Genomic DNA, 24522 nt, shown 5'->3' on the forward strand with positions numbered 1-24522 from the left:
CTTCGACCGCTCTTCAGACGACGCGTACGCTGAGCTCGCCGAGCCCGTCCACGCCGCCCTTCATCAGGTCGCCCTGTACCACGGCGCCGACGCCTTCCGGCGTGCCGGTGAAAATCAGGTCGCCCGGTTTCAGTTCGAACAGCGTCGACAGATAGGCGACCGTCTCGGCAACCGACCAGATCAGTTGCGACACGTCCGAGTGCTGTTTTTCCTCGCCGTTCACCGACAACCAGATTGCACCCTTGCCGACATGGCCGACCTTCGTAACCGGATGAATCGGGCCGAGCGGCGCCGAGTGATCGAAACCCTTCGCGGTATCCCACGGACGGCCCAGCTTCTTCGCTTCGGCCTGCAGATCGCGGCGCGTCATGTCGAGACCGAGGGCATAGCCGTACACGTGGTCGAGCGCGCTTTCGGCCGGAATGTTCTTGCCGCCTTTGCTGATCGCCGCCACCAGTTCCATCTCGAAGTGGACGTTCTTCGATTGCGGCGGATACGGGAATTCGCCGGTCGCGCCAGGCGCCACATACAGCACGGCGTCGGCCGGCTTGGTAAAGAAGAACGGCGGTTCGCGGTCGGGATCGTGCCCCATCTCGCGCGCGTGCGCCTCGTAGTTGCGGCCCACACAGTAGATGCGACGCACCGCGAACTGCTCGCTGGACCCCACGACCGGCACCGCGACTACCGGTGCTGGTGCAAATACGTAACTCATCCCGTTCTCCGTTTTTTGAATTGAACCGCGCCCGCGCGGCAATGAAACAGCGAGTGTAACGCGCAGCAAAGCGCGGCGCAGCCGATCGGCACGGGCGCGCGCGATCCGGTGGCCCCGGCGCATCGTCGCGCTGGATCGCCGGATCGCCGGATCGCCGGATCACTGGATCGCCGGATCGCCGGACCACCGGACCACCGGACCACCGGACCACCGGACCACCGGATCGCCATAGATGCGATACTCACACCAAATAGCGTCCTTTGAATACCGTGACCGACCGCCCAACGGCGGCACGCCACCCGTCCCACTGCGCCCGATGACTGACTCCGCCGACACCGCCAATCCGTTCCCCTGTGCCCGCTATATCAAGGAAATCGGCCGCGGCCCGAACGGCGCGCGCGCCCTGACCGCCGAGGACACGCGCGTGCTCTACACCGCGATGCTCGACGGCCGCGTGGCCGATCTCGAACTCGGCGCCGTGCTGCTCGCGTATCGCGTGAAAGGCGAAACCGCCGACGAACTCGCCGCCATGCTGGCCGGCGCGCATGCGTCGTTCGAACCGATTCATTTGCCGCACGCGGCGTTCCGGCCCGTATCGATACCCACGTATAACGGCGCGCGCAAACAGCCCAACCTGGTGCCGCTGCTTGCGCTTCTGCTGGCGCGCGAGGGTGTGCCGGTGCTGGTGCATGGCGTCACCGAAGATCCGGGCCGCGTGACGAGCGCCGAAATTTTCACGCATCTGCAGATCCCGCACGCGCAATCGCACGCCGATATCGAAGACGGTCTCGCCGAACGACGTCTCGCGTTCGCGCCGGTCGACGTCCTCGCACCGAAGCTGGCGCACCTTCTTTCGCTACGCCGGCGGATGGGCGTGCGCAATTCAACGCATACGCTCGTGAAAATCCTGCAACCGTTCGCGCCCGCGGGGCTGCGGCTCGTGAACTACACGCATCCGCCGTATCGTGACAGTCTCACGCAGCTGTTCAACACGCACCCGGACGCCGCAGCGGGCGGCGCCTTGCTCGCACGCGGCACCGAAGGCGAAGCGGTGGCCGACACGCGGCGCCAGGTGCAAGTGGATTGGCTGCACGATGGCGTCTGCGAGACGCGCGTGCCGCACGAGCGCTCGTCGCCCGGCGCGCCTGAAGTCGACTTGCCCGAAGCTCGCGACGCCGCCACCACGGCCGCGTGGATCGGTGCCGTGCTGCGCGGCGAAGCGCCCGTGCCGAGTGCGATTGAACGGCAAGTGGAATTGATCGTGGATGTCGCGAAAACGCCCGTGTGACGTGCGCGGCGCATGGCCGAGCGCTACAACCAGATTCCGGTGCATCCGCGGCATCCGTATGCCGGTGATGCGGCGAAGCGGCCGGTGCGGAGCGATGAGGAACTGCAGCGCGTAGCTGCTTGAGTGCTCACAAGGCGCTCACCGATCGCGACTAGCGAAACGGAGTGAACTCAAAAGGCTCACTCGATCGCGCAACGCGTCGCCTGCCAGGCGATCAGACGCCATCGCCCGTCTTCCTGTGTATGAATCGCCGTGTACGCAATCGGAAACAGGAGCGCCCCGTTGTTCGCTTCCATTTCGATCAACGCGCGCCCGGTGACGACGCAGGTCTCACGCCCCACCGGCAGCACCTCTTGCGACTGCACTTCGATCTGCCGATAGCGGCGGCGCCCGGCGGTAATGCCGTCGATGAACTGCCGCTTCGTTTCACGCTTGCCGTTCGTATGGACATAGCTCACGTTGTCCGCGAGCAGCCTATCGAGCGACTGCCCGTCGCCGTCGACCATCGCACGAAAGCGCTCACGCTCGAGCCCGCGAATCGCTTCGATTATCTTTGCCGCCATTGCTCAGCCCCTTGCACCGATGAGCCGAACGTGGCCACGGTCGTCAGAAGTTATATTGCAAATATAGCTGGTGGAAATTTATACCAGGATTCGGCTCTTTGATACCGCCATTGGAAATATGCTGGAAGCGGTAGCCCGCCTCGTACTGCTGGTGACTGCCGAATTGCAGGCCGACTCCCGCCATGGGGGCGAACTGGAACGCGGTCGCGAGCGTGAGGTCAGTGGAGATTCTCGGACTCGACAGAAGGCGGATACCGACGCCCGCTTCGATGTAAGGGCGAATCGCCCCCGCTCCGTCGATGAAGCGAATGATCGGCGTCACACCGATCTCGCCGATGTTCTCGTGCACATTCCCTTCGTCGGTATGCCACCAGGCCACGTGCGCCTCGCCGATCAGCGAAAAGTGCCAGTCGCCGATCTGCCACCACGTCAGATTCGGATCCCAGACCAGGCCGAGATCGAGCTTTTTAATGTGGTGATCTCCCAGACCGCCGGCGATCTGCACGCCGAACTGGTCAGCTGCGGCCAGTCCCGAAGCGCCAAACAGAATAGCCGCCGAAGCGCCTTTTAGAGCCAGACCACGCAGAACGTTTTTTTTGTTGTTCATCGAACACCCGAGCTAGTCGAACGTTGATTACCTTCGCATTGTTCTTCTATTCTAAAGTCAATCCTGACCCTATGAATCATCTGACGAAACTTAAATTTCCGCAATTAGTCACTTCGATTTTACAAAATGCTGACTACTTATAAGAACGGCGGCGCTTCGCCAGGTAAATTCTACGGCCCATACACTGTCGGCCGCAGTCGCGATACATAGCTATCGAAACCAGAATTTCAATAGGAAAATACGGAACTTGGATGCCCCTACACCTTCTAAGTATTAGCACTCGGCAAATCAGAGTGCTAACATCCAACGCTGGAGTCGTTAACTGAATACGCTTTTGTCTGATTCCAAAGGAGTTTCCTACGTGAGCCATGCAATGACCCTTCCGAGTACTTTGAGCCCGTCTTCGGCTAAGGCCGCTTCGGCAGGTGCACTGGCGCTCTCGCATTCCTCGCTGCTGCCCGGCCAACTGGGCAATATCGACGCCTACATCCAGGCCGTAAATCGGATTCCGATGCTGACGCCGGCAGAAGAACGCCAGTTCGCCACCGAATTTCGCGAGCAGGACAACCTCGGGTCCGCGCGCCGCCTCGTCCTGTCGCACCTGCGGCTGGTCGTCTCGATCGCGCGCAATTACCTCGGTTATGGCCTGCCGCACGCCGACCTGATCCAGGAAGGCAATATCGGCCTGATGAAGGCCGTGAAGCGCTTCGATCCGGAGCAGAACGTACGGCTCGTGTCGTACGCCATGCACTGGATCAAGGCTGAGATCCACGAATACATTCTGCGCAACTGGCGAATGGTGAAAGTCGCCACCACCAAAGCGCAGCGCAAGCTGTTCTTCAACCTGCGCAGCCACAAGCAGGGGCTGGGCGCATTCACGCCGGACGAGATCGAAGGTCTCGCCCAGGAGTTGAACGTGAAGCGTGAAGAAGTGGCTGAAATGGAAACGCGCTTGTCCGGCGGCGATATTGCGCTGGAGGGCCAGGTCGAAGACGGCGAAGAGTCGTACGCGCCGATCGCCTACCTCGCCGACTCGCATAGCGAGCCGACTGCCGTGCTGGCTTCGCGTCAGCGCGACAAGCTGCAAAGCGACGGTATTGCGAGTGCGCTGGATGCGCTGGATGCCCGCAGCCGCCGCATCATCGAGGCACGCTGGCTGAAGGTGGAAGACGACGGTTCGGGTGGCTCGACACTGCACGAACTGGCCGACGAATTCGGCGTGTCGGCCGAACGTATTCGTCAGATCGAAGCGAGCGCAATGAAGAAAATGCGCGGCGCGTTGGCCGAATATGCCTAAGGCTTAAAACCCTTTAGTTGTGCCGGCTCGTCCGGCGCGCAGTTGTATGGCTGCAGAGCCCTGCCCTCGCAAGAAGGCAGGGCTTTTTTGTGCCCGCTCGACGATGCATGCGCTCAATCGCACACGCATGCACACGCGCACGCACTCAAGAACATGTCCACCAAGCACGCGTTTCTTGACGTATCACAAACCTCGTAGCGATACTGTCCGCGCGTGGTGACGTTCGCGACCCAATGCCGCAGCGCCGAACTAACGCGCGCAAGGTCCTTGCTTCTAGAATCGGGATGCACTCGCCAGACCGCTGAAACGGCCTGGATCCAGCCGGTTAACCCGGTGTGAAGTCGCCTTCGACCGATCATGACCATAGCCCTGAATCGCCATAGCAACCCTCGCTCGAGCCTGCGCAAACGGCTCGCCGCCTGGGTGCGCGGTCCGACGCTGGCGCGCGATATTGCCATCGTCCTCACCATCAAATTCGCACTGCTGATGGTGCTCAAATACGCGTTCTTCAACCATCCGCAGGCGGAGCATATGTCGCTGCCGCCTGAACAAGTCGCGCAGGCACTGCTGTCCGTGCCTGCCTCGCATCAGTCCCAAGGTGATCAACATGCCCGTTAGCGAAGTCGTAGAACTGTCGCGCCTCCAGTTCGCCATCACGGCGCTTTATCACTTTCTGTTCGTGCCGCTCACGCTCGGTCTGTCCTGGCTGCTCGTCATCATGGAGTCCGTTTATGTGATGACCGGCAAGCAGATCTACAAAGACATGACCCAGTTCTGGGGCAAGCTGTTCGGCATCAATTTTGCGATGGGCGTCACCACCGGTCTCACGCTGGAATTCCAGTTCGGCACCAACTGGTCGTACTACTCGCACTATGTCGGCGACATTTTCGGCGTGCCGCTGGCCGTTGAAGGTTTGATGGCGTTCTTCCTCGAGTCGACCTTCGTCGGCCTGTTTTTCTTCGGATGGAAGCGGCTCTCGAGAGTGCAGCACGTGATCGTCACGTTCCTCGTCGCACTCGGTTCGAACCTGTCGGCGCTGTGGATTCTGGTGGCCAACGGCTGGATGAACAATCCGGTCGGCGCCACCTTCAACTATCAGACCATGCGCATGGAACTCGACAGCATCTTCTCGGTGCTGTTCAACCCCGTCGCGCAGGTAAAGTTCGTGCACACCGTATCGGCCGGTTATGTGACGGCTTCAATGTTCGTGCTCGGTGTGTCGTCGTGGTATCTGCTGAAGCGCCGCGACACCGAATTCGCCTTGCGCTCGTTCGCCATTGCCGCGGGCTTCGGTCTGGCGTCGACGTTGTGCGTGATCGTGCTCGGCGACGAGTCCGGCTACCGCACCGGCGAAGTTCAGCAGGTCAAGCTGGCTGCCATCGAATCCGAATGGGAAACGGCGCCCGCACCCGCACCGTTCACGATCATCGGCATTCCGAACCAGAAGGAAGAGCGCACCGACTATGCGATCCGCATTCCGTATGCGCTCGGCCTCATCGCCACGCGCTCGATCGACGAACCGGTGGTCGGCCTGAAAGACCTGATGGCGCAGAACGAAGTGCGCATCAAGAACGGCATGCTCGCCTACGCCGCACTGCAAAAGCTGAAGCTAGGCGACGCCACGGACGAAGCCAAAGCCGCCTTCGACGCACACAAGCAGGATCTCGGCTACGGCCTGATGCTCAAGCAGTTCACCCCGAACGTCACCGATGCCACGCCAGATCAGATTGCGCAGGCCGCCAAGAAGACGATTCCGCCGGTGGCGCCCGTGTTCTTCTCGTTCCGCCTGATGGTTGGCCTCGGCATCCTGTTCCTTGCGACCTTCGTGCTGGCGTTCTGGTTCTGCGCGCAGCGCTCCCTGCTGCTGGAGAAGCGCCGCTGGTTCCTGCGCTGGGCCGTATGGGCGATTCCGTTGCCGTGGCTCGCTGCCGAATTCGGCTGGATCGTCGCTGAAGTCGGCCGTCAACCGTGGACCATTGCCGGCATTCTGCCGACCGCATTGTCCGCCTCGAGCCTGACGCCAGGCGATCTCTACCTGAGCATTGCCGGCTTCGTCGTGTTCTACACGGTGCTGTTCATCATCGAAATCATGCTGATGTTCAAGTACGCGCGACTCGGACCTTCGTCGCTGCACACCGGGCGCTATCACCACGAACAGCCGCTGAATCAGCCGCTGCCGACCAACACGGCCGCATGATTCGCCGCCACTCTGTTCCAAGGGAAAGTTCATCATGGATTACGCAACCCTCAAACTGATCTGGTGGGTGTTGATCGGCGTGCTGCTGATCGGCTTCGCGCTCACCGACGGCTTCGACATGGGCGCGGCGATTCTGCTGCCGTTCATCGCAAGGACCGACGCGGAGCGGCGCATCGTCGTGAACACGGTCGGCGCGACGTGGGAAGGCAATCAGGTGTGGCTCATCACAGCGGGCGGCGCGATGTTCGCCGCGTGGCCGCTGGTGTACGCCGCATCGTTCTCCGGCTTCTACTTCGCGATGCTGCTGGTGCTGTTCTCACTGTTCTTCCGGCCAGTCGGCTTCGACTACCGCAGCAAACGTGAAGACCCGCGCTGGCGCAACGCGTGGGATTGGGCGCTGTTTGTCGGTGGCTTCGTACCGGCGCTGGTGTTCGGCGTGGCGTTCGGCAACCTGCTGCAAGGCGTGCCGTTCTCGTTCGACACCGATCTGCGCGTCACATATCACGGCAGTTTCTTCGCGCTGCTCAACCCGTTCGCCGTGCTGTGCGGGCTGGTTAGCGTGTCGATGCTGGCCGCGCACGGCGCAGCCTTCGTGAAGATGAAAGCGGACGACATCGTCGCCGAGCGTGCTTCGCTGGCGCTGCGGATTGCTTCGTTCGCCACCGTGGTGCTGTTCCTGCTTGCCGGCGCACTGATCGCCACGATGATCGGCGGCTACCAGATCGTCGACGCCGCGCCGCTCGACACGGTTGCCAATCCGTTGCTGAAGAACGTGATCGGCGCACCCGGTCTTTGGCTCACCAACTACGCGAACTATCCGTGGATGGTGAGCGCGCCGGCGGCCGGCCTCGTCGGCGGCGTACTCGCCTTGTTGCTGGCGCGCTCGCGCTTTGAAAAGAGCGCCTTCCTGTCGACCTCGCTGATGGTCATCGGCGTGATTCTGACGGCGGGCTTCTCGATGTTCCCGTTCATCATGCCCTCCTCGCTCGACGGCCGCAGCAGTCTCACCGTGTGGGATTCGACCTCGAGCCGCATGACGCTGCAGATCATGCTGATCGCCGTGATCATCTTCCTGCCGATCATCCTGATCTACACGAGCTGGGTGTATCGCGTGATGCGAGGCAAGGTGACCGCCGCGGCACTCGAAGAAAATCATCATTCGATGTATTGATCAGGAATACGATTAACAGGAGTTTGTGATGTGGTATTTCAGTTGGCTTCTCGGCATTGGCGTGGCTTTGGCGTTCGGCATCATTAACGTGATGTGGCTGGAATCGCGCCGGCCTTTAGAAGCGGGCAAGCAGAAGACGCGTTGATGCATCCGTTGCCGGCCGCGCGCCGTTAGGTCCAAGCCGGTAAACGCAAAAGCGGCACCTTGAATCAAGGTGCCGCTTTTGCGTTTACCGCGTCATCGGAAGATAAGCGCGGCAATGGAGCGGCGCTGGCCGCTCCTTAACGTTGCACTACGCGGGCTGCGGCTCCGTTCCGGCACCGGTATCGGTCGACAGACGCGTGGCCAGTTGCGCGGCGTAGCGCTTGGCCGCGTCGCCAACTACGATATGGAACGTATCCGCCGAGACCCACGCCGTATCGAGCGTAGCCAGACATTGACGATCGACCGCCGACGGATCGCGAACCACGATCCGCAGACGCGTTGCCGCCACAGCGTCCAGCGACACGACGTTGCCCGCGCCGCCGAACACGGCGAGCCAATGCAGCGGATCCGGGTCGAGCGGACCGCTCTGAGCACCGCTTGCAGCCGCCACAGGAGCCGCAGCGACAGCAGCCGCAGCCACCGGCTTCACAGCATCGCCACCGCCTTGTGCGATCACCGTGCGGATTTCGTCGGCGATGATGTCCGCTTCCGGCCCGATGATCACCTGCACGTTGGTCGAGCCGCGCTTGAGCACGCCACGCGCGCCGATCGTCTTCAGTTCGCCTTCCGAAACCTTGTTGGCATCGACCACCGACAGACGCAGGCGCGTCGTGCACGCATCCACCACCGACAGGTTCGACGCGCCACCCAGCGCAGCAATATAACGCTGCGCGCGCGGCATGGCGGCACCCGCCACCGGCGAAACAAAACCGCCAGCCGTGAACGACTCGATCTGTTCGTCTTCGGCGGCGGGTTCGCGGCCCGGCGTCGCCATGTTGAACTTGCGGATGAAGAAGCGGAACAGGCCGTAGTACACCACCGAGTACACGAGTCCGAGGGGAATCGCCCACCAGCCCTTGGTCGACAGGCCGTAGTTCAGCACGTAGTCGATAAAGCCAGCCGAGAAGGTGAAGCCGAGATGAATCCCGAGCGCCGAACAGATTGCCAGCGACAAGCCCGTCAGCACCGCGTGGATCGCGTACAGCACCGGCGCAAGAAACATGAAGCTGAATTCGATCGGCTCGGTCACGCCCGTCAGGAACGAGGTGAGCGCCATCGACGCCAGCAGGCCAAACACCATCGCGCGGCGCTCTTTCGGTGCCTCGTGGTACATCGCGAGACATGCGGCTGGCAAGCCAAACATCATGATCGGGAAAAAGCCCGTCATGAATGTGCCCGCAGTCGGGTCGCCTGCGAAGAAGCGATGCAGGTCGCCCGTCACCGCGACGCCGCCCGGGGGCGTGAAGGTACCAAACACGAACCACGTCAGCGAATTGAGGATGTGATGCAGACCCGTGACGAGCAGCAAGCGGTTCAGCACACCGAACACGAACGCGCCGAGCGCACCCGCGGTCGTCAGCCAATGGCCGGCCGTGTCGATCACGCCTTGCACCGGCTGCCATACGTAACCGAACACAATGCCTATCGCCAGACAGACCACGCCGGTGACAATCGGCACGAAGCGTTTCCCTCCGAAGAATGCGAGGTAGTCGGGCAGCTTGATGTCTTTGTACCTGTTGTACAGCAAGCCCGCGACGATACCCGCCACGATCCCGGACAACACGCCCATGTTGAGCTTGTCGTTGATGTCCTTCATCACCGCGACTTCGATCAGATAACCGATCGCACCCGCGAGACCTGCCACGCCGTTGTTGTCTTTCGCGAAGCCGACCGCCACGCCGATTGCGAACAGCAACGGCAGGTTGTCGAAGATCGCGCCGCCGGCGTCGGCGATCATCTTGATGTTGAACACATCGGGTTGGCCCAATCGCAGCAGCAGGCCGGCAACCGGCAGCACTGCAATCGGCAGCATCAACGCCCGGCCCAGGCGCTGAATCTTCAGAAACGGATTCCCATCCATTGACACCTCCAATCCATGTCTCGTTGTCGACTGTCGTCGTTAAGTTTTGTCGCTCTACGTCCTGACTATGCGAAGCTGGTTGCGGACTGTGCAGGGTTCAGTCCAATGGCCAGGTTTCGCGGCTCACTGCTCTTACCGCCTGCGCCGATTCGAGCGCCAGGGCATCCTGGGCGCGTTGACGGCACAACTGATAATCGAGGTTGCGCACTCGCGCCTTGATGCCCGGCACCGACACCGGATCCACCGAGAGCTCGGTCACGCCGAGACCGACGAGCAGCGGCATGGCCAGCGGATCGCCCGCCAGTGCGCCGCAGACGCCGACCCATTTGCCATGCTTGTTGGCGCCCTGCACGGTCGCTGCGATCAGGCGCAGGACCGCCGGATGCAAGCCGTCAGCCTGCGCCGCGAGGTCGGCCTGGCAACGGTCCATGGCGAGCGTGTATTGCGTCAGATCGTTGGTGCCGATCGACAGGAAATCCGCGTGTTGCGACAGTTGATCGGCAAGCAGCGCCGCCGATGGCACTTCGATCATCACGCCGACTTCGATCGGTTCGGTACGGCCCGATTCAAGGGCGAATTCGTCGATGCGTTTGCGGATGCGGATCAATTCACCGACATCCGTCACCATCGGCAGCAGGATGCGTACGGCGCCGAGCGGTTGCACCGCGAGCAGACCGCGCAACTGATCGTCCAGCAGATCCGGGCGCACTTGTGCGAGGCGAATGCCGCGCAGGCCGAGCGCCGGATTCGGTTCGGGCGGCAGCGTCAGGTAGTCGACTTCCTTGTCCGCGCCGACGTCCAGCGTACGAATGATCGCGGTGCGCCCGCTCAATGCATCGACGATGGCCTGGTAGCTCTGGCGATGTTCGTCGATGGTCGGCGCGGCGGCGCGGTGGATGAACAGCAGTTCGGTGCGCAGCAGGCCGACTGAATCGGCGCCGTTGTCGACAGCGGTTTTCGCATCGTCGAGCGTGGCAATGTTCGCGGCGACTTCGATCGCGCGGCCATCGGAAGTCACGGCCGCCTGTTGCGACGTGCGGCGGTTCGCTTCGCGCACGCCGGCGAGGCGGCTGCGCTCAAGACGCGCACGTTCGACGTCGAGCTCGGTCGGCGCGAATTCGAGGCGGCCGGTGGTGGCGTTCACCACCACTTGCGTACCTTCGGGGATCGCGTGCAATGCGTCGCCGACTGCCACCAGCGCCGGAATACCGGCCTGGCGAGCAAGAATCGCCGCATGCGAAGTGGCACCGCCACGCGCCATCACCAGCGCGGTGACGCGCGTGCGATCCAGCGACGACAAATCCGACGGGGTGAACTCTTCAGCCGCCAGCACAGCTTCTTCCGGCAGCGTGCGTGCCGCAGCATTCGAATAACCGAGCGCGCGCAATACGCGCTTTTCGATGTCGCGCAGATCGGTGGCACGTTCCGCGAGCAATGCGTCTTCGATCTTCGTCAGGATGGCGATCTGTGCGCGGATCGCTTCGCGCCACGCAAAGCCGGCGCTCTTGCCGAGGCTGATCAGATCGCGCGCGGCGTCGACCAGCGTGGGATCTTCGAGGAGGACTCGATGCACCGCGAAAATACCCGCCTCACCCACCGCACCGCGTTGCGACGCATCGCGCACGGTGGTACCGAGGTCGGCGTCGACGGTGGCAATCGCCTTGTCGAGCAATCGGCTTTCAGCCGCCGACGTGCCGTTCGCCTTTTCCGGCGGATCGATATCCGCGTCATCCCAGCGCACCAGCTTGCCGACCGCGACGCCCGGCGACGCGCACACACCCGCGAGCATATTCGGCGCAAGCGCTTCGTTCGCCGCATACGCAATCGCTTGCGGCGCCGGTGAACTTTGTCGCGCCGGCTTTTCTTCGACTTCGCCGTGCGCTTCCCGCGTCAATTCGTGGGCGATCGCTTCGATCGCGGCTTTGGCCTGCGGGCCGACGCCGAGCAACTCGACAGTCGCCCCTTCGCCTGCGCCGAGACCGAGCAAACCGACCACGCTCTCGATCGCAGCCTTACGCCCTTCGTAACGCACTTCGACGCGCGCATCGAAACCGCGCGCCGCTTCACGAGCGCGCGCCGCCGGCCGCGCATGCAGACCGCCTGCGTGGACCAGCGTGACTTGTTGACGGGCTTCCTCGGTTACGTTGGTGGCGCTCGCCTCGCGCGCTGCGTGCGCCGCCTCGCCGCCGCGAGCGCGCAGCATCAGCAACGGCGTTTCACCTGCCGTCAACATGCCGTCCTGCGCACGCTCGACAATCTCGAACGCATCCGAATTGGCAATTGCGATCACCGAGACGAGACTTGGCGCATTCAGCGCGACCTGATCCTGATCGAATTCGATCAGCACTTCCCCCGTTCGCACGTGGGCACCTTGCGCGACCATCGGCGCAAAGCCCTTGCCATTCAGCTCGACCGTGTCGATACCGATGTGCAGCAGAATCTCCACACCTTCGGCCGTCGCGAGCGTGACCGCGTGGCCGGTGCGCGCAAGATGGGTGATGATGCCGTCGCACGGTGCGACGAGTCGCCCCTCGAGCGGATCGATGCCGATGCCGTCACCGAACATGCCGCCCGAAAACACAGGGTCGGGCACGTTCGCCAGCGATACGACCGGACCGGTCATCGGCGCGAGCAAAACAATATGGCCTTCAGAATGGCTCATCAAGCGGGACTCCTCGACACGTCGCATCTGATTTCTCGTCAGTGAGTTTCGGTGACTTTGTTGAGATGGCGTGGCGCATCAGGATTGCGCCCGCGCGCGGCGGCAAGGCCGGCTGCCATCACGTAAAAGGACAGGATCGCGGCGATCGGGTCGAGCGCCGCATGAGCGGTGGTAGCGAGCGGCAGCGTCGCTTCCGGCACGTCGGCCGGTGCGGCGAGCAGCACGCGGGCGCCGCGCGCCTGCATGTCGCGCGCGAGTTGCAGCAAGCCGGCTTGCTCGGGACCGCGCGGTGCGAAGACCAACAGCGGATAGTCGCGGTCGATCAGTTCCATCGGACCGTGCCGCACTTCCGCGCTCGAAAACGCTTCCGCCTGAATGCCGGAGGTCTCTTTCAATTTCAGCGCGGCTTCCTGCGCGATCGCGAGACCCAGACCGCGGCCGATCACAATCATGCGTTCGATGCCACGCAGTTCATCCACCGCGTTCGACCAGTCGAGCTTGCCAGCGGCTTGCAGTGCGTCGGGCAGCGTGTTCAGCGCGCCGAGCAGCGCGTCGTCCTTCTGCCAGTGCGCGACCAGTTGCGCGGAGATCGACAGCATGGCGATGTAACTCTTGGTCGCCGCGACGCTCAGTTCCGGACCGGCCATGAGCGGCAGGTGAAATTCGCAAGCGTCGGCCAGCGGCGAGCTCGGCGCATTCACGGCGGCCACGGTCAACGCGCCGGCCCGGCGCAACGCTTCCATCGTGCCGACCAGATCCGGGCTCTTACCCGATTGCGAGAACGCCAGCGCAAGCTGATCGCGCACCTGCAGCGGCGCTTGCTGGAGCGTCGCAACCGACATCGGCAGCGAGGCGACCGGCAGGCCGAGGCGGCTCATCGTCAGGCTTGCGAAGTAACTCGCTGCGTGATCCGAGCTGCCACGCGCGACCGTCAGCGCGACATGGCGCGGTTGCCTGGCGAGCTTAGCCGCCAGCGCCTCGACGCGCGAGGGTTCCGCGAGTTGCGCGGCGACCGTTTCAGCGGACGCCAGCGCCTCGTTAAGCATATTCGACAATTGCTTCTCCTTCGACGTATGTCGCGGTCAACGCCAGTTCACGATCGAACACGACCACATCGGCCCACGCGCCGCGCGCAATGCGGCCGCGGTCTTCGATGCCTAGGTAGTCGGCGGCGTAGCGCGACAAACGGTTTGAAACATCGGCGATCGGCAAGCCGATCGAGACGAGATTGCGCAGCGCCTGATCCATCGTCAGGGTGCTGCCGGCGAGCGTGCCGTCGGCAAGACGCACGCCGCCGAGGCACTTCGTCACGTGCTGGCTGCCGAGGCGGTATTCGCCGTCGGGCATGCCGGTAGCCGAGGTGCTGTCCGTCACGACGTAGAGACGCGGAATCGCGCGCAACGCGGCGCGGATTGCGCCCGGATGAACGTGCAGCAGGTCGGGAATGATTTCGGCGAATTCGGCGTGCGCGAGCGCGGCGCCGACAAGACCGGGATTGCGGTGATGCAGCGGCGACATCGCGTTGAACAGATGCGTGAAGCCGCAGGCGCCATGCTTGAGCGCGGCGACGGCGTCGTCGTAAGTGCCGAGCGAATGGCCGAGCTGCACACGCACGCCGCGCGCCGCCATCTCGGAGATGATCTCCATATGGCCGGCGATTTCCGGCGCCAGCGTGACCACGCGAATCGGCGCGATCGACAGATATTTCAGCACTTCGTCCATCACCGCCGAAACGGCGGCGTCGGGCTGCGCGCCGAGCTTACCGGGGTTGATGTACGGACCCTCCAGATGGACGCCGAGCACGCGCGCACCGCCTGGCGTGCGAATGCGCGCGTTGTTGCCCAGCCCTGCGACGACACTCATCAGCTCGTCGCGCGGCGCCGTCATCGTAGTGGCGAGCAGGCTAGTCGTACCGTAACGCGCATGCGTGCGGGTAATGGTTTCGATCGCGTCGCCGCTTTCCATCACGTCGGCGCCGCCGCCGCCATGCACGTGCAGATCGATAAAGCCAGGCAGGATGTACGGCGCGTCGTTCTTCGACGGATCGCTGCGTTCGCCGGTCAGCGCCGTGATGCGGCCGTTTTCGTATTCGAGCGTGCCGTGAATCCACCCGTCGGTGGTGAGTATGTTTCCGGTCAGCATGAGTCTCTCTGGTGAGGCGTAATGCGGGGTGTGACTGAATTGCGTTCGATCGAGCCGCACGTGACGGCGGGCCGCGCAGCCTCTCAGGCGCGCCGATCAGGTGCGCAATTCAGCGACAAAATCGTAGTAATCGTCGCGGCAATAGGTATCGGTCAGTTCGATCGCACGCTGGTCCGCGCTATACCCGATTCGGGTAATGACTAGCAGCGCCGAGCGCGGTTCGATGTCCATCAACGAGGCGATCTCGCTCGAAGCATTGACCGCGCGAAAGTGCTGCAAGGCGCGCACGACGGCCGCGCCATGTTGTTCGAGATAGCTGTAAAGCGAGACGCCGATGGCCTGCGGATCGGGCACGATCGCCGCGGGCAGCGCCGAATGCTCGACCGCCATGACGATGCCGTCCGCGCGCCGCAGGCGCCGCAGACTCGTCACCACCGCGCCGGGTGACAGGCCGAGGTGGACCAGCTCATCACGGTTGGCAGCGCGGATATCGCGCTCGAGCCACACCGAATCCGGCCGGAAGCCGCGTTGCTGCATCTTCTTCGTGAAGCCAGTGAGCCGCGACAACGGATCTTCGACGCGCGGCGTAATGAAGCTGCCCGCGCCCCGCGCCCGCCGGATCAGGCCTTGCTCGACCAGCAGCGCGATCGCCTTGCGCGCGGTGATGCGCGACACGCCGATCGCATCCGAGAGCGTGCGCTCCGAAGGCAGTGCTTCACCCGCCGACCACACGCCGCAGTGGATCGCCGTCGCCAGATTGCGCGCAAGCTGCAGATAGAGCGGCGTGACGTTGCGAGCGTCGGGCATCAGTGCGGACCAGCGAGTTTCCATGGGGCTCCGGCGGTCGTCTCGAAGAATGCGGCCTACGAAAATGAGAGCCCATTATATAACCAACATAATACCAGTCAATCAACTGGTCCCATGCCGGCATGATTCGCGGAAAGCCTTGCTGGATAAGCTTCACAGCGTGATTTGGGGGCGCGGAAGGACGCTTTGCAGGGATCGGGATTTACCCGTATTCGAGATACCAGACGACGGGTGCATGGTCCACATTGGTTCTCTTCCCGGCTGTCGGCGTGGCCTAAAATCGATACCTTTCTGATACCAATTTGATGTGCTCCTTAGCCGCGCTGCTTTTTTAATGGGTTTCGTTCCAATATAGTGCTGTGTAGCAAGCCATAAAAATTCCCCGGGGAGCAGCATTTGACAGATTCCGAGGCGCTGCGGCTGGCTCAGGCCGTCCGCCATTTCAACCGCTTCTATACCCAGCGCATCGGCGCTCTGCATGAGCATTTGCCCAAGAGCGCCTTCTCGCTGACGGAAGTGCGCGTTCTGCATGAACTGTCCACCGGACGCGCGCAGACGGCTTCGGTGCTCGGGCGCAATCTCGGCCTCGACAGCGGCTACCTCAGCCGCCTTCTAACCAGCTTCGAACGACGCAGCCTGATTACGCGGCGCCCGTCCGACTCGGACGCGCGCCAGTCGCTGATTGCCCTCACCGACGACGGCCACACGGCCTACGCACCGCTTGATACAGCAGCGATCGAAGAAGTATCGGCACTGCTGAACGGACTGACTGCGCTCTCCCAGGAACAGTTGATCACCGCGATGAAAGTGATCGAGCGGCTGCTCGACAGCAAGCCGAAGCACGAACTCGTGACCCTTCGCCAACCACGCGCCGGCGACTGCGGCTGGCTCGTGCATCGGCAGGCGCAGTGGTTCGCCGCGCAACACGGCTGGGACCAATCGTTCGAAGGCTTGCTTTCGCGCGTCGTCGCCGACTACTCGCAACGCGGCGATCCGGTGCGCGAGATGTGCTGGGTTGCCGATCAGGAAGGCATGGTGGTCGGCTCGGTGTGCATCGTAGGAATCTCGACGACAGTGGCAGGCGTGCGGCTCCTATGGGTCGAACCGGACGTGCAGCGTCTTGGGATCGGCACGCAACTGCTGAGTGAATGCGTGCGGTTCGCCCGGCGCGCGGGGTACACCAAACTCACGCTGACCACGGCCAGCACGCTCAAGGAGCCGCGGCGGCTATGCGAGCGTGCCGGCTTCCGGCTCGCTCGCACGACGGCGGAGCGGCGCTTCGGCAAGGATCTGATGCTCGAGCGATGGGAGTTGGAGCTGTAGGATCGGGCGTGGGATGCGCGCGAGAGCGAACCGCAGCTTAGAACGACGGCACCATCGAACCCTTGAACTGCGTCTTGATGAACTGGCGCACGTCTTCCGACTGGTAAGCCGCGACCAGCTTCTTGACCCATGGCTTGTCCTTGTCCTGCGCGCGCACGGCGATCAGGTTCGCGTACGGGCTGTGGATGTCTTCGAGCGCGATCGCGTCTTTGGTCGGCAGCAGACCGGCCGACAGCGCGAAGTTCGTGTTGATCGCGGCCACGTCGACATCCGACAGCGAGCGCGGCAGTTGCGCAGCGTCGAGTTCGACCAGCTTGATCTTCTTCGGATTCTCCGCGACGTCGAGCGGCGTGGCGTTATTGCCGTTCGTGCCCGCGCCCGCCTTCAGCTTGATCACGCCTTGCGCCTGCAACAGCAGCAGCGCACGGTTCTCGTTCGACGGATCGTTCGGCACCGCGATCTTCGCGCCTTGCGCCAGATCCTTCAGCGACTTCAGCTTCTTCGAATAGATACCGAGCGGCGAAATGTACGTCAGGCCGGCATTGACGATCTTGTAGCCGCGTTGTTTGATCTGGCTGTCGAGGTACGGCTGGTGCTGGAAGCTGTTGGCGTCGAGGTCGCCTGCGTCGAGCGCGGCGTTCGGCTGTACGTAGTCGTTGAATTCGACGACCTTCACATTCAGACCTTCGCGCTTCGCCACTTTCGTGACGACTTCCCAGATTTGCGCGTCCGGGCCACCGATGGTGCCGACCTTGATGACCTTGTCGTCGGCGTGTGCGCCGAAGCTGGTGACGAACGCCGCCCCGGCGATCACTGCCGAGAGGGCTTTGAGGATGTTTCTGCGCTGCATGTCATTCTCGCTTTTTCTGATCGATGTCAGATTCGGGTGGAAGCCGGCGGCCGACATCTTGTGGACGCGCCGCCAACTGGACCGCAAATGGTCTCATATGCCCAGCGAGATGGGAAATATCACGATTGCATATCGTTATGCGTATTGAGCGGCGGCGTTCACGCAAAACACGCTTTCAAGACGACGCGGCTAGCGCCGGGAATGAATTTGCCGATCCCGGCTTGAGGACGACAGCGAAGGGAATTGAATATGGGCACGCGGCAGACGCACGCGCCCGTCTGAATCAATACATCAATCGAGCAGCAGCTTGATATCGTGCACCCACGGCGTGGCGCCCTGGCCATCGCGCGCGAACAGACGCAGCTTGCCGTCCGTGTCGAACACATAGCTCGCCGCCGTGTGGTCCATCGTGTAGCTATCGGGCGTCTTGCCCGGCACTTTCGCGTAGTAGACGCGGAAGTCTTTCGTGATCTTCGTGAGTTGCGCCTGGTCCGCCGGACGCAAGCCGACGAACGCCGGATTGAACGCGGGCACATATTGCGCGAGCAGGGCCGGCGTGTCGCGGTCGGGATCGACAGTGACGAACAGCACCTGCACGCGTTTCGCGTCTTCCGGGCCAAGTTGCTGGAGAGCTTGCGAAAGCTCGGCCATCGTGGTCGGGCAAACGTCCGGGCAGTGCGTGTAGCCGAAGAACAGCACCACCACCTTGCCCTTGTAGTCCGCCATCGTGCGGACTTTGCCGGACGTGTCGGGCAGCGAAAAGTTGCTCCCGAATTGCGTGTTGCCGGTGATGTCGAGGTTCTGGAACGCCGGCGGCTGCTTGCCGCAACCCGCCACCAGCAGCGCGCCGCCGAGCACACAAGCGATCACGGTGACACGCGCGGCGGCACGCGCCGTGCGCACAAAACGTTGTGTAAGCATGGGTGTTATGCGCCGATCACGACGCGCGCATAGTGGTCGATCAACAGCGCGGCGAAGAGCAGCGACAAATAAACGATCGAGTAACGGAAGGTCCTGCGCGCCAGGTCGTCGGAATATTCCAAGTAGATCTTCCACGCATACGCGAGGAACACGGCGCCGAGCAACACTGCCGCCACGAGGTACACCGCACCGCTCATGCTGGAGATGAACGGCATCATCGTGACCGCGAACAGGATCACGGTGTACAGCAGAATATGCAGGCGCGTGTACTTTTCGCCGTGCGTATTCGGCAGCATCGGCAGACCGGCATTTTCGTAGTCTTTACGGCGATACAGTGCGAGCGCCCAGAAATGCGGCGGCGTCCACACGAAAATGATCAGCACGAGAATCCACGCGTCGCCCGGCACATGACCGGTGACGGCGGCCCAGCCAAGCGCCGGCGGCATCGCGCCGGACGCGCCGCCGATCACAATGTTCTGCGGCGTGGCCGGTTTGAGCAGCAGCGTATAGATGACCGCATAGCCGACGAAGGTGGCGAGCGTGAGCCACATGGTCAGCGGATTGGCGAACGTATAGAGCGTCCACATGCCGAGGCCGCCGAGCACCGCCGAAAACAGCAGGATCTGCGCGGTGGTGATTTCGCCGCGCGCGGACGGGCGCCAGGACGTGCGACGCATCTTCGCGTCGATCTTCTGTTCGACAAGGCAATTGATGGCGAACGCCGCACCGGCCAGCAGCCAGATGCCAACGGTGCCGCCGATCAGGACGGTCCACGGCACCATGCCGGGCGTTGACAGAAACATGCCGATGACTGCGCAGAACACAGCGAGCTGCGTGACGCGCGGCTTTGTCAGCGCGATGTACTGGGAGACCCGGCTGCCGGGTGTTTGGGAGAGAGTTGTGCTGTCCATGTGAGGTCACGCTGGCGCGGCATCGCGCGCAGGCAACGCGGCGCGGCCGGGACGGCTAGAAGCGATCCGAAAGTTTAACATAACGAGCAGAAGCAGCAGGATTGCGGCCCCACCGTTATGCGCGACGGCAATGGGCAACGGCCATTGCAGGACGATGTTCGACAGACCGGTGACGAACTGGACCAACCCTACCAGCAACACGCCGTTTGCCGGCCGCCGCAGCGACTCGAAACGGCGCAGTTTCAGCGCCAACCACACCAGATACGCGACCACGACGATCGCGAACGTGCGGTGTGTCCAGTGAATGGCGACCAGCGCATCTTGCGTGATCATGTCGCCGTCGCCGGTCATGCCGAGTGCGCGCCATAAGTGGAAGCCGTGCGCGAAGTCCATCGGCGGAACCCATTGGCCGTTGCAGGTCGGGAAGTCCGTGCAGGCCAGCACCGCGTAGTTGGTGCTGACCCAACCGCCCAATGCGATCTGCACGATCAGCAGCGCCAACCCGGCGATCGCCGCCGCACGCCAGCGCGCGGCTTCAGGCTCATAAGCCGGCAGCGGCGTTTGGCGCGCAGCCAGCCAACCGAGCGTGCCGAGCAACGCGAGGCCGAGCAGCAGATGGGTCGTGACGATGATCGGTTGCAATTTCAGGGTCACGGTCCACGCGCCGAATGCGCCCTGCACGAGAATCAGCAGCAGCAGCGAAGTCGGCCACCACGGCGACACATGCAGCGGACGGCGCTTGAACCGTGCAGTCCACGCAATCAACGTCTGCGCAATGATCAGCACGCCAATCGCCATCGCGAAGTAACGGTGGATCATCTCGATCCAGGCTTTCGTCATGCTGACAGGGCCGGTGGGCATCAATTGATGCGCGGCGGTAATCGCGGCGTGTGCGATGAACGGCGACGACGTGCCATAGCAACCGGGCCAGTCCGGGCAGCCGAGACCGGAATCGGTGAGACGCGTAAAGCCGCCGAACATCACCAGGTCCAGCGTCAGGAAGGTGGTGAGCCACACCAGCTTGCGGAATTTGTTGTCGTCGGCCTTGACCCACACATAGGACAGCGGCAACAACGCGATACACAAGCCAATCAGGGCCAGTTGCAATACGAACATCTTTCTTACCCTTGTTGCGGCGTCAGCCGATGCTCGACCATTTGAGCAGCTTGGTCACATCGACCTTAATCTTGCTGGGGTTCGGATCTTTCGGGAAACGCATCATCAGATTGCCGTTCGGATCGACCATGTAGATGTGGTCGGTGAGTTGAGTGCCGGTGTCGGTCGGTAGCCATGCGGACACCTGCGCCGGGTTGGCGATCAGCATGTTGGTGTCGGGATAGGCTTTTTGTATCACGTCGGACACGTTGCCTGCATCGGTGCGCAGCCACACTTCCACGACGCGTTCGCGTTCCGGGCCCTGAGCTGCGCGGATTTGTCGCATGAAGTACAGCTTGGTGACGCAGGCTTTGTCGCATGCGCTGTTGTCGACGGAGATCATTAGCCAGCGGCCGCGCAGCGACGCGAGCTTGAGCGGCTTGCCGTCTTCACCCGTCACGACGAGCGAATCGGGGATCGGCCGCTGCGGTTCGACCAGCGTGCCGTAGCTCGTGCTGCCGCCGGTCGGCTTGACCACGTAATAAACGAAATACGACACGGCGATCGGCGCCGCGCAGATGAACGCCAGCAGCAGCAGCATCCAGCGGCCACGCTTCCACGATCCCTCGCCATTGGGTTGACCAGGCACCACTTTCGGAGCTGCGGGTTTGCCAGCTTGCGGCGAACGGGGAGATTGCGTCGACACTACAGGACCTCTTTCAATGATTGCGCGGCTTCGAGGCCCTTGCTCTCAGGGCACGAAACCGCAGGCGATGCATTACACGCTCGGGGCGTGCTCTTTCTTCGCGGCGCGGCGCGCGGCGTACAAACCGAAGACCAGGGCCGCGGCCGCCATGCCCCACCACTGGAACATGTAGCCGTAGTTGGTCTCGACGCCGGTTGTCGGCGCCGGCCAGTCGCGTACCAGCTTGTCGCCGTCGTCGCTCAATTGCTGAATCACGAACGATTGCAACGGCAGCCCGATTTCGGCAGCGTAGGCCGTCGTATCCAGATTCTGGCGGATCTTCTGATGCGCGGCCGATCCCCCCTGCCCCAACTCGAATGCACGCGAGGCATCGGCGCGCGCAATGCCTTCGATTTCGATCTCGCCTTGAGGCGTGCTGTACGGCGCGATGGTCTCGCGACTGTTCATGTTGCGCGGCAGCCAGCCGCGATTGACCAGCACGTAACCGCCGTCGGCCAGTTTAAAAGGCATCACGACGTAAAAGCCCGGCTGATCGTTATACGGGCGATTATCCAGATAGACGACTTTATCGGCGACGAAACTGCCACGCGCCTTCACGCGATGGAATTCGATGTCCTTCAGTTCGACCGGCGTAGCGTTGACCGGCTGCGCAGGCGCGTCTTCGAACTGCGCGATGTGCGCTTCGAGCGCTTCCTTCTGATGGGCGCGGTCGCGCTGCCAGAAACCGAGCCGCATGGTCACCGCAATCACCAGCAAAATCAACAGCGCGGGAATGAGGCGGAACTTCATTGAACGCACTCCGACACCACCGCTTGCGACAGCGTCCGGAACCGGCGGCAGACGCCGGCGCGCGGTGCGATAATAAAAGTCTTGCCTCTGCGCTTTCTGGTTTCAGTTGGTTCCATGCACATTCTCGTTCCCATCGCCTTCGTCCTGATCATCGCCAGCATGGTGTCGGCGCTGTATTTCATGATGCATGACAAGGGCAAAACCAAGCGGATGGTCTGGTCGCTCGCCACACGGGTGGGCCTGTCGATCTCGCTATTCCTGTTCATCCTGTTCGCTCACTGGATGGGATGGATTCAGTCGACCGGTATTCCTTACGGGCGTTGAGTTCGGCGGAAAGAACCTCACGCCGCCACGCTCGTCGAACTCACCCAGCGCCCCAAACGGACCGGACGCTCCAGGCGCTCCAAACAAAACGCCGCCCTGACAGGGTCGAGGGCGGCGCTGCATGACTTGCGTACTGCTCGTGCGCCGCGCCTTGAAAGGCGATGCGCGAACGGTCTGCACGCGTTCCGGAAACCGGCCGGTTTTCGAAACGTATGCAGGCCAGACTGCGTTACAGCCAGTACACGACGACGTACAGCCCAAGCCACACGACGTCCACGAAGTGCCAGTACCACGCGGCGCCTTCGAATGCAAAGTGATGCTCCGCCGTGAAGTGGCCGCGAATCATCCGCACCAGCACTACAGCCAGCATCGTACCGCCGAGGAACACGTGGAAACCGTGGAAGCCCGTCAGCAGGAAGAACGTCGAACCGTACACACCCGAGGCCAGCGTCAGGTTCAGTTCGTTGTACGCGTGGAAATACTCGAAGCCTTGCAGAAACAGGAAGGAGACGCCGAGCACCAGCGTAGCCGCCAGCCAGATGATCGCCTTCTTGCGATGATCTTCACGCAGCGCGTGGTGCGAAACCGTCAACGTAGCGCCGGACGACAGCAGCAGCGCCGTGTTAATGGTCGGCACCGGCCACGGCTGCATCGACTTGAAGGTCGAGACCAGCGCTGCCGGACCGTTGTTCGGCCACACCGCCGAGAAATCCGGCCAGATCAGCTTGTAATCGAGGCTGCCGAGCTGGTGCAGCGCGATTTCGCGTGCATAGAACAGCGCGCCGAAGAAAGCACCGAAGAACATCACTTCGGAGAAAATGAACCAGCTCATACTCCAGCGGTACGACTTGTCGACATTCTTGCCGTACATGCCGCCTTCGGATTCTGCGATCGCGTCGCCGAACCAGTGCCACAACGTATAAAGCAGCCACAGCAGGCCGGCGACTACGCCGAGCGGTGCCCAGTCATGGTCGTTGATCCAGGCCGCAAGCGATCCGAGCATGACCAGCAACCCGACAGCGGCGCTGATCGGATGCCGCGACGGATGCGGTACGAAATAGTACGGGCTCTCGTTTTGACCGCTCATTCTTGATTCTCCACTTCAGTCCAGTTGTTCCGGAATCTCCGGCTGTATCCTCGGCGGCGCGTCGATACCGCACCGCTTCACTCTAATTCGTGGGCTCTGCTTCGCCCTGTACTGCGCGTGAACCTGAACGCCTCAGCCCACCACTGCGCGCACGATCAGGATCAGCACGCCGATGAAAATGGCCACACTGATCAATGCCGCTGCGATCACGTGCAGCGGGTTCAGCTGCGTCGCGTCCGCTTCCAGATCACGACGCTTGCGTACCCCGAAAAACGACCAGAACACGGCTTTCATGGACTGGCCAAAACTGCTCTTGCGCGGGCCGCCGCTGTTATCGCTCATTACGTCTCGTTCCTTCGCCCGCGGCAAAAACCGTCAAGCGGGATTGGCGCTGGTTGCCGCCGTATTGGCCGTGGGTGCTGCGCTCCCGGCCGTCGCCGCTGCCGGCGTATTCAACTCAAAGAACGTGTACGACAACGTGATCGTTTTCACATCCTTCGGCAACTTCGGGTCGACCACGAACACCACCGGCATCCGTTTTGTCTGATTCGCAGTCAAAGTCTGCTGAGTAAAGCAAAAACACTCGATCTTCTTGAAGTACTCGGTGGCCTGCTTCGGTGCATAGCTCGGAATGGCCTGCGCCTGAATCGTGCGCGCCTGTTCGTTGCTCACCTCGTACATCACAGTCGTCACTTCGCCCGGATGCACGTCGAGACTGCGCTGCTCCGGCTTGAAACCCAGCGGGCCGCGCGCGTTCGCATCGAATTCGATCGAAATCGTGCGACTCATGTCGACCTGCGTATTCTTAGCCTCGCGCGCCGTGGCATCACGCTGCACGAGGTTGTTGATGCCGGTGATCTGGCAGATCGCGCGGTACATCGGCACCAGCGCAAAACCAAAACCGAACATCATCAAAGCGACGAGGAACAGCTTGATCAGCATCGAACGGTTAAAAGAGCGATCGGCCCGAGCCGGCGGTTGCGTCGACATCTCAATCCTCAACAA

General features: G+C 62.4%; 26 protein-coding genes. 8 read left to right on the forward strand and 18 right to left on the reverse strand.

Translation table 11 applies throughout. From position 1 onward, the window contains the following. Positions 1-13 precede the first annotated feature (13 nt). A complete protein-coding gene (locus tag P3T22_RS26075) occupies positions 14-712 on the reverse strand; it encodes a fumarylacetoacetate hydrolase family protein (RefSeq protein ID WP_063497793.1) in 699 nt (232 codons plus the stop codon). Positions 713-1028: 316 nt separating this feature from the next. Here P3T22_RS26075 and ybiB point away from each other — a divergent pair, with 316 nt between their 5' ends. After that, positions 1029-2000 carry a DNA-binding protein YbiB gene (ybiB, locus tag P3T22_RS26080; RefSeq protein WP_063494675.1) on the forward strand — a complete coding sequence of 324 codons (972 nt, stop codon included), beginning with the start codon at positions 1029-1031 and terminating at the stop codon, positions 1998-2000. 23 nt (positions 2001-2023) lie between these two features. On the opposite strand, the gene P3T22_RS26085 is transcribed toward ybiB, so the two are convergent. Genes P3T22_RS26085 through P3T22_RS26095 form a run of 3 tightly spaced genes read right to left on the reverse strand, consistent with a single transcriptional unit; the run spans position 2024 to position 3170 of the window. Next, complete coding sequence (locus tag P3T22_RS26085) at positions 2024-2131, reverse strand: zf-TFIIB domain-containing protein (protein ID WP_429326541.1); 108 nt, start codon at positions 2129-2131, stop codon at positions 2024-2026. A gap of 48 nt (positions 2132-2179) precedes the next feature. Further along, complete coding sequence (locus P3T22_RS26090; protein WP_063494674.1) at positions 2180-2563, reverse strand: nuclear transport factor 2 family protein; 384 nt, start codon at positions 2561-2563, stop codon at positions 2180-2182. Between the two features lie 43 nt (positions 2564-2606). Continuing rightward, complete coding sequence (locus P3T22_RS26095) at positions 2607-3170, reverse strand: acyloxyacyl hydrolase (protein WP_063494673.1); 564 nt, start codon at positions 3168-3170, stop codon at positions 2607-2609. A 361-nt stretch (positions 3171-3531) separates the two neighbouring features. On the opposite strand from P3T22_RS26095, the gene rpoH reads away from it, so the two are divergent. The 5 genes from rpoH (at position 3532) to cydX (ending at position 7980) form a co-directional block, all read left to right on the forward strand. Next, entirely contained in the window at positions 3532-4467 is a 936-nt protein-coding gene (gene rpoH / locus P3T22_RS26100; RefSeq protein ID WP_063494672.1) for an RNA polymerase sigma factor RpoH, read from the forward strand. A 357-nt stretch (positions 4468-4824) separates the two neighbouring features. Beyond that, complete coding sequence (cydP, locus tag P3T22_RS26105; RefSeq protein WP_063494671.1) at positions 4825-5085, forward strand: cytochrome oxidase putative small subunit CydP; 261 nt, start codon at positions 4825-4827, stop codon at positions 5083-5085. Next, a complete protein-coding gene (locus P3T22_RS26110) occupies positions 5075-6664 on the forward strand; it encodes a cytochrome ubiquinol oxidase subunit I (protein WP_429326542.1) in 1590 nt (529 codons plus the stop codon). The genes cydP and P3T22_RS26110 overlap by 11 nt, the downstream gene beginning before the upstream one ends. A gap of 34 nt (positions 6665-6698) precedes the next feature. After that, entirely contained in the window at positions 6699-7835 is a 1137-nt protein-coding gene (cydB, locus tag P3T22_RS26115) for a cytochrome d ubiquinol oxidase subunit II (protein WP_063494669.1), read from the forward strand. 28 nt (positions 7836-7863) lie between these two features. Then, positions 7864-7980 carry a cytochrome bd-I oxidase subunit CydX gene (gene cydX, locus P3T22_RS26120; protein WP_063494668.1) on the forward strand — a complete coding sequence of 39 codons (117 nt, stop codon included), beginning with the start codon at positions 7864-7866 and terminating at the stop codon, positions 7978-7980. Between the two features lie 147 nt (positions 7981-8127). Here cydX and nagE read toward each other — a convergent pair whose 3' ends face one another. From nagE to P3T22_RS26145, 5 genes are all read right to left on the reverse strand, one after another. Continuing rightward, complete coding sequence (nagE, locus tag P3T22_RS26125; RefSeq protein ID WP_429326543.1) at positions 8128-9900, reverse strand: N-acetylglucosamine-specific PTS transporter subunit IIBC; 1773 nt, start codon at positions 9898-9900, stop codon at positions 8128-8130. A gap of 97 nt (positions 9901-9997) precedes the next feature. Further along, the gene (ptsP, locus tag P3T22_RS26130) at positions 9998-12589 is read right to left on the reverse strand and encodes a phosphoenolpyruvate--protein phosphotransferase (protein ID WP_429326544.1); all 2592 of its coding nucleotides are present in this window, start codon (positions 12587-12589) and stop codon (positions 9998-10000) included. Between the two features lie 11 nt (positions 12590-12600). After that, positions 12601-13608, reverse strand: coding sequence for an SIS domain-containing protein (locus P3T22_RS26135; RefSeq protein WP_429326553.1), 1008 nt, complete (start codon positions 13606-13608; stop codon positions 12601-12603). Next, positions 13601-14704 carry an N-acetylglucosamine-6-phosphate deacetylase gene (gene nagA, locus P3T22_RS26140; protein WP_063494664.1) on the reverse strand — a complete coding sequence of 368 codons (1104 nt, stop codon included), beginning with the start codon at positions 14702-14704 and terminating at the stop codon, positions 13601-13603. Before nagA ends, P3T22_RS26135 begins: the two co-directional genes overlap by 8 nt. Positions 14705-14800: 96 nt before the next feature. Next, on the reverse strand, positions 14801-15535 hold the full coding sequence (locus P3T22_RS26145) for a GntR family transcriptional regulator (RefSeq protein ID WP_063494663.1): 735 nt from the start codon (positions 15533-15535) through the stop codon (positions 14801-14803). Positions 15536-15907: 372 nt separating this feature from the next. Between P3T22_RS26145 and P3T22_RS26150 the strand changes: the two genes are divergently transcribed. Beyond that, complete coding sequence (locus P3T22_RS26150; RefSeq protein WP_063494662.1) at positions 15908-16834, forward strand: bifunctional helix-turn-helix transcriptional regulator/GNAT family N-acetyltransferase; 927 nt, start codon at positions 15908-15910, stop codon at positions 16832-16834. Between the two features lie 37 nt (positions 16835-16871). On the opposite strand, the gene P3T22_RS26155 is transcribed toward P3T22_RS26150, so the two are convergent. From P3T22_RS26155 to P3T22_RS26180, 6 genes are all read right to left on the reverse strand, one after another. Further along, positions 16872-17684, reverse strand: coding sequence for a MetQ/NlpA family ABC transporter substrate-binding protein (locus P3T22_RS26155; RefSeq protein ID WP_063494661.1), 813 nt, complete (start codon positions 17682-17684; stop codon positions 16872-16874). A gap of 291 nt (positions 17685-17975) precedes the next feature. Then, positions 17976-18605: an SCO family protein gene (locus tag P3T22_RS26160; RefSeq protein WP_063494660.1), complete on the reverse strand. Its 630-nt coding sequence runs from the start codon at positions 18603-18605 to the stop codon at positions 17976-17978. Positions 18606-18610: 5 nt separating this feature from the next. Continuing rightward, positions 18611-19516: a heme o synthase gene (gene cyoE, locus P3T22_RS26165; protein ID WP_063494659.1), complete on the reverse strand. Its 906-nt coding sequence runs from the start codon at positions 19514-19516 to the stop codon at positions 18611-18613. Positions 19517-19522: 6 nt separating this feature from the next. Continuing rightward, on the reverse strand, positions 19523-20632 hold the full coding sequence (locus P3T22_RS26170; protein ID WP_063494658.1) for a COX15/CtaA family protein: 1110 nt from the start codon (positions 20630-20632) through the stop codon (positions 19523-19525). A gap of 22 nt (positions 20633-20654) precedes the next feature. Further along, the gene (locus tag P3T22_RS26175; RefSeq protein ID WP_063494657.1) at positions 20655-21317 is read right to left on the reverse strand and encodes an SCO family protein; all 663 of its coding nucleotides are present in this window, start codon (positions 21315-21317) and stop codon (positions 20655-20657) included. 72 nt (positions 21318-21389) lie between these two features. Continuing rightward, positions 21390-22106 carry an SURF1 family protein gene (locus tag P3T22_RS26180; RefSeq protein WP_429326545.1) on the reverse strand — a complete coding sequence of 239 codons (717 nt, stop codon included), beginning with the start codon at positions 22104-22106 and terminating at the stop codon, positions 21390-21392. 114 nt (positions 22107-22220) lie between these two features. Here P3T22_RS26180 and P3T22_RS26185 point away from each other — a divergent pair, with 114 nt between their 5' ends. Continuing rightward, on the forward strand, positions 22221-22430 hold the full coding sequence (locus tag P3T22_RS26185; protein WP_007179452.1) for a twin transmembrane helix small protein: 210 nt from the start codon (positions 22221-22223) through the stop codon (positions 22428-22430). 229 nt (positions 22431-22659) lie between these two features. Here the strand turns inward: P3T22_RS26185 and P3T22_RS26190 are convergent, their stop codons facing one another. The 3 genes from P3T22_RS26190 to P3T22_RS26200 all read right to left on the reverse strand — a co-directional run bounded on the left by P3T22_RS26190 (position 22660) and on the right by P3T22_RS26200 (position 24507). Next, entirely contained in the window at positions 22660-23517 is an 858-nt protein-coding gene (locus tag P3T22_RS26190; RefSeq protein ID WP_063494655.1) for a cytochrome c oxidase subunit 3, read from the reverse strand. A gap of 132 nt (positions 23518-23649) precedes the next feature. Continuing rightward, positions 23650-23859, reverse strand: a complete 210-nt coding sequence (locus tag P3T22_RS26195) for a DUF2970 domain-containing protein (protein WP_063494654.1) — start codon at positions 23857-23859, stop codon at positions 23650-23652. Positions 23860-23892: 33 nt separating this feature from the next. Further along, positions 23893-24507, reverse strand: a complete 615-nt coding sequence (locus P3T22_RS26200; RefSeq protein ID WP_063494653.1) for a cytochrome c oxidase assembly protein — start codon at positions 24505-24507, stop codon at positions 23893-23895. Positions 24508-24522: the final 15 nt, after the last annotated feature.

The organism is Paraburkholderia sp. GAS348, assembly GCF_050434205.1.
GTDB lineage: Bacteria > Pseudomonadota > Gammaproteobacteria > Burkholderiales > Burkholderiaceae > Paraburkholderia.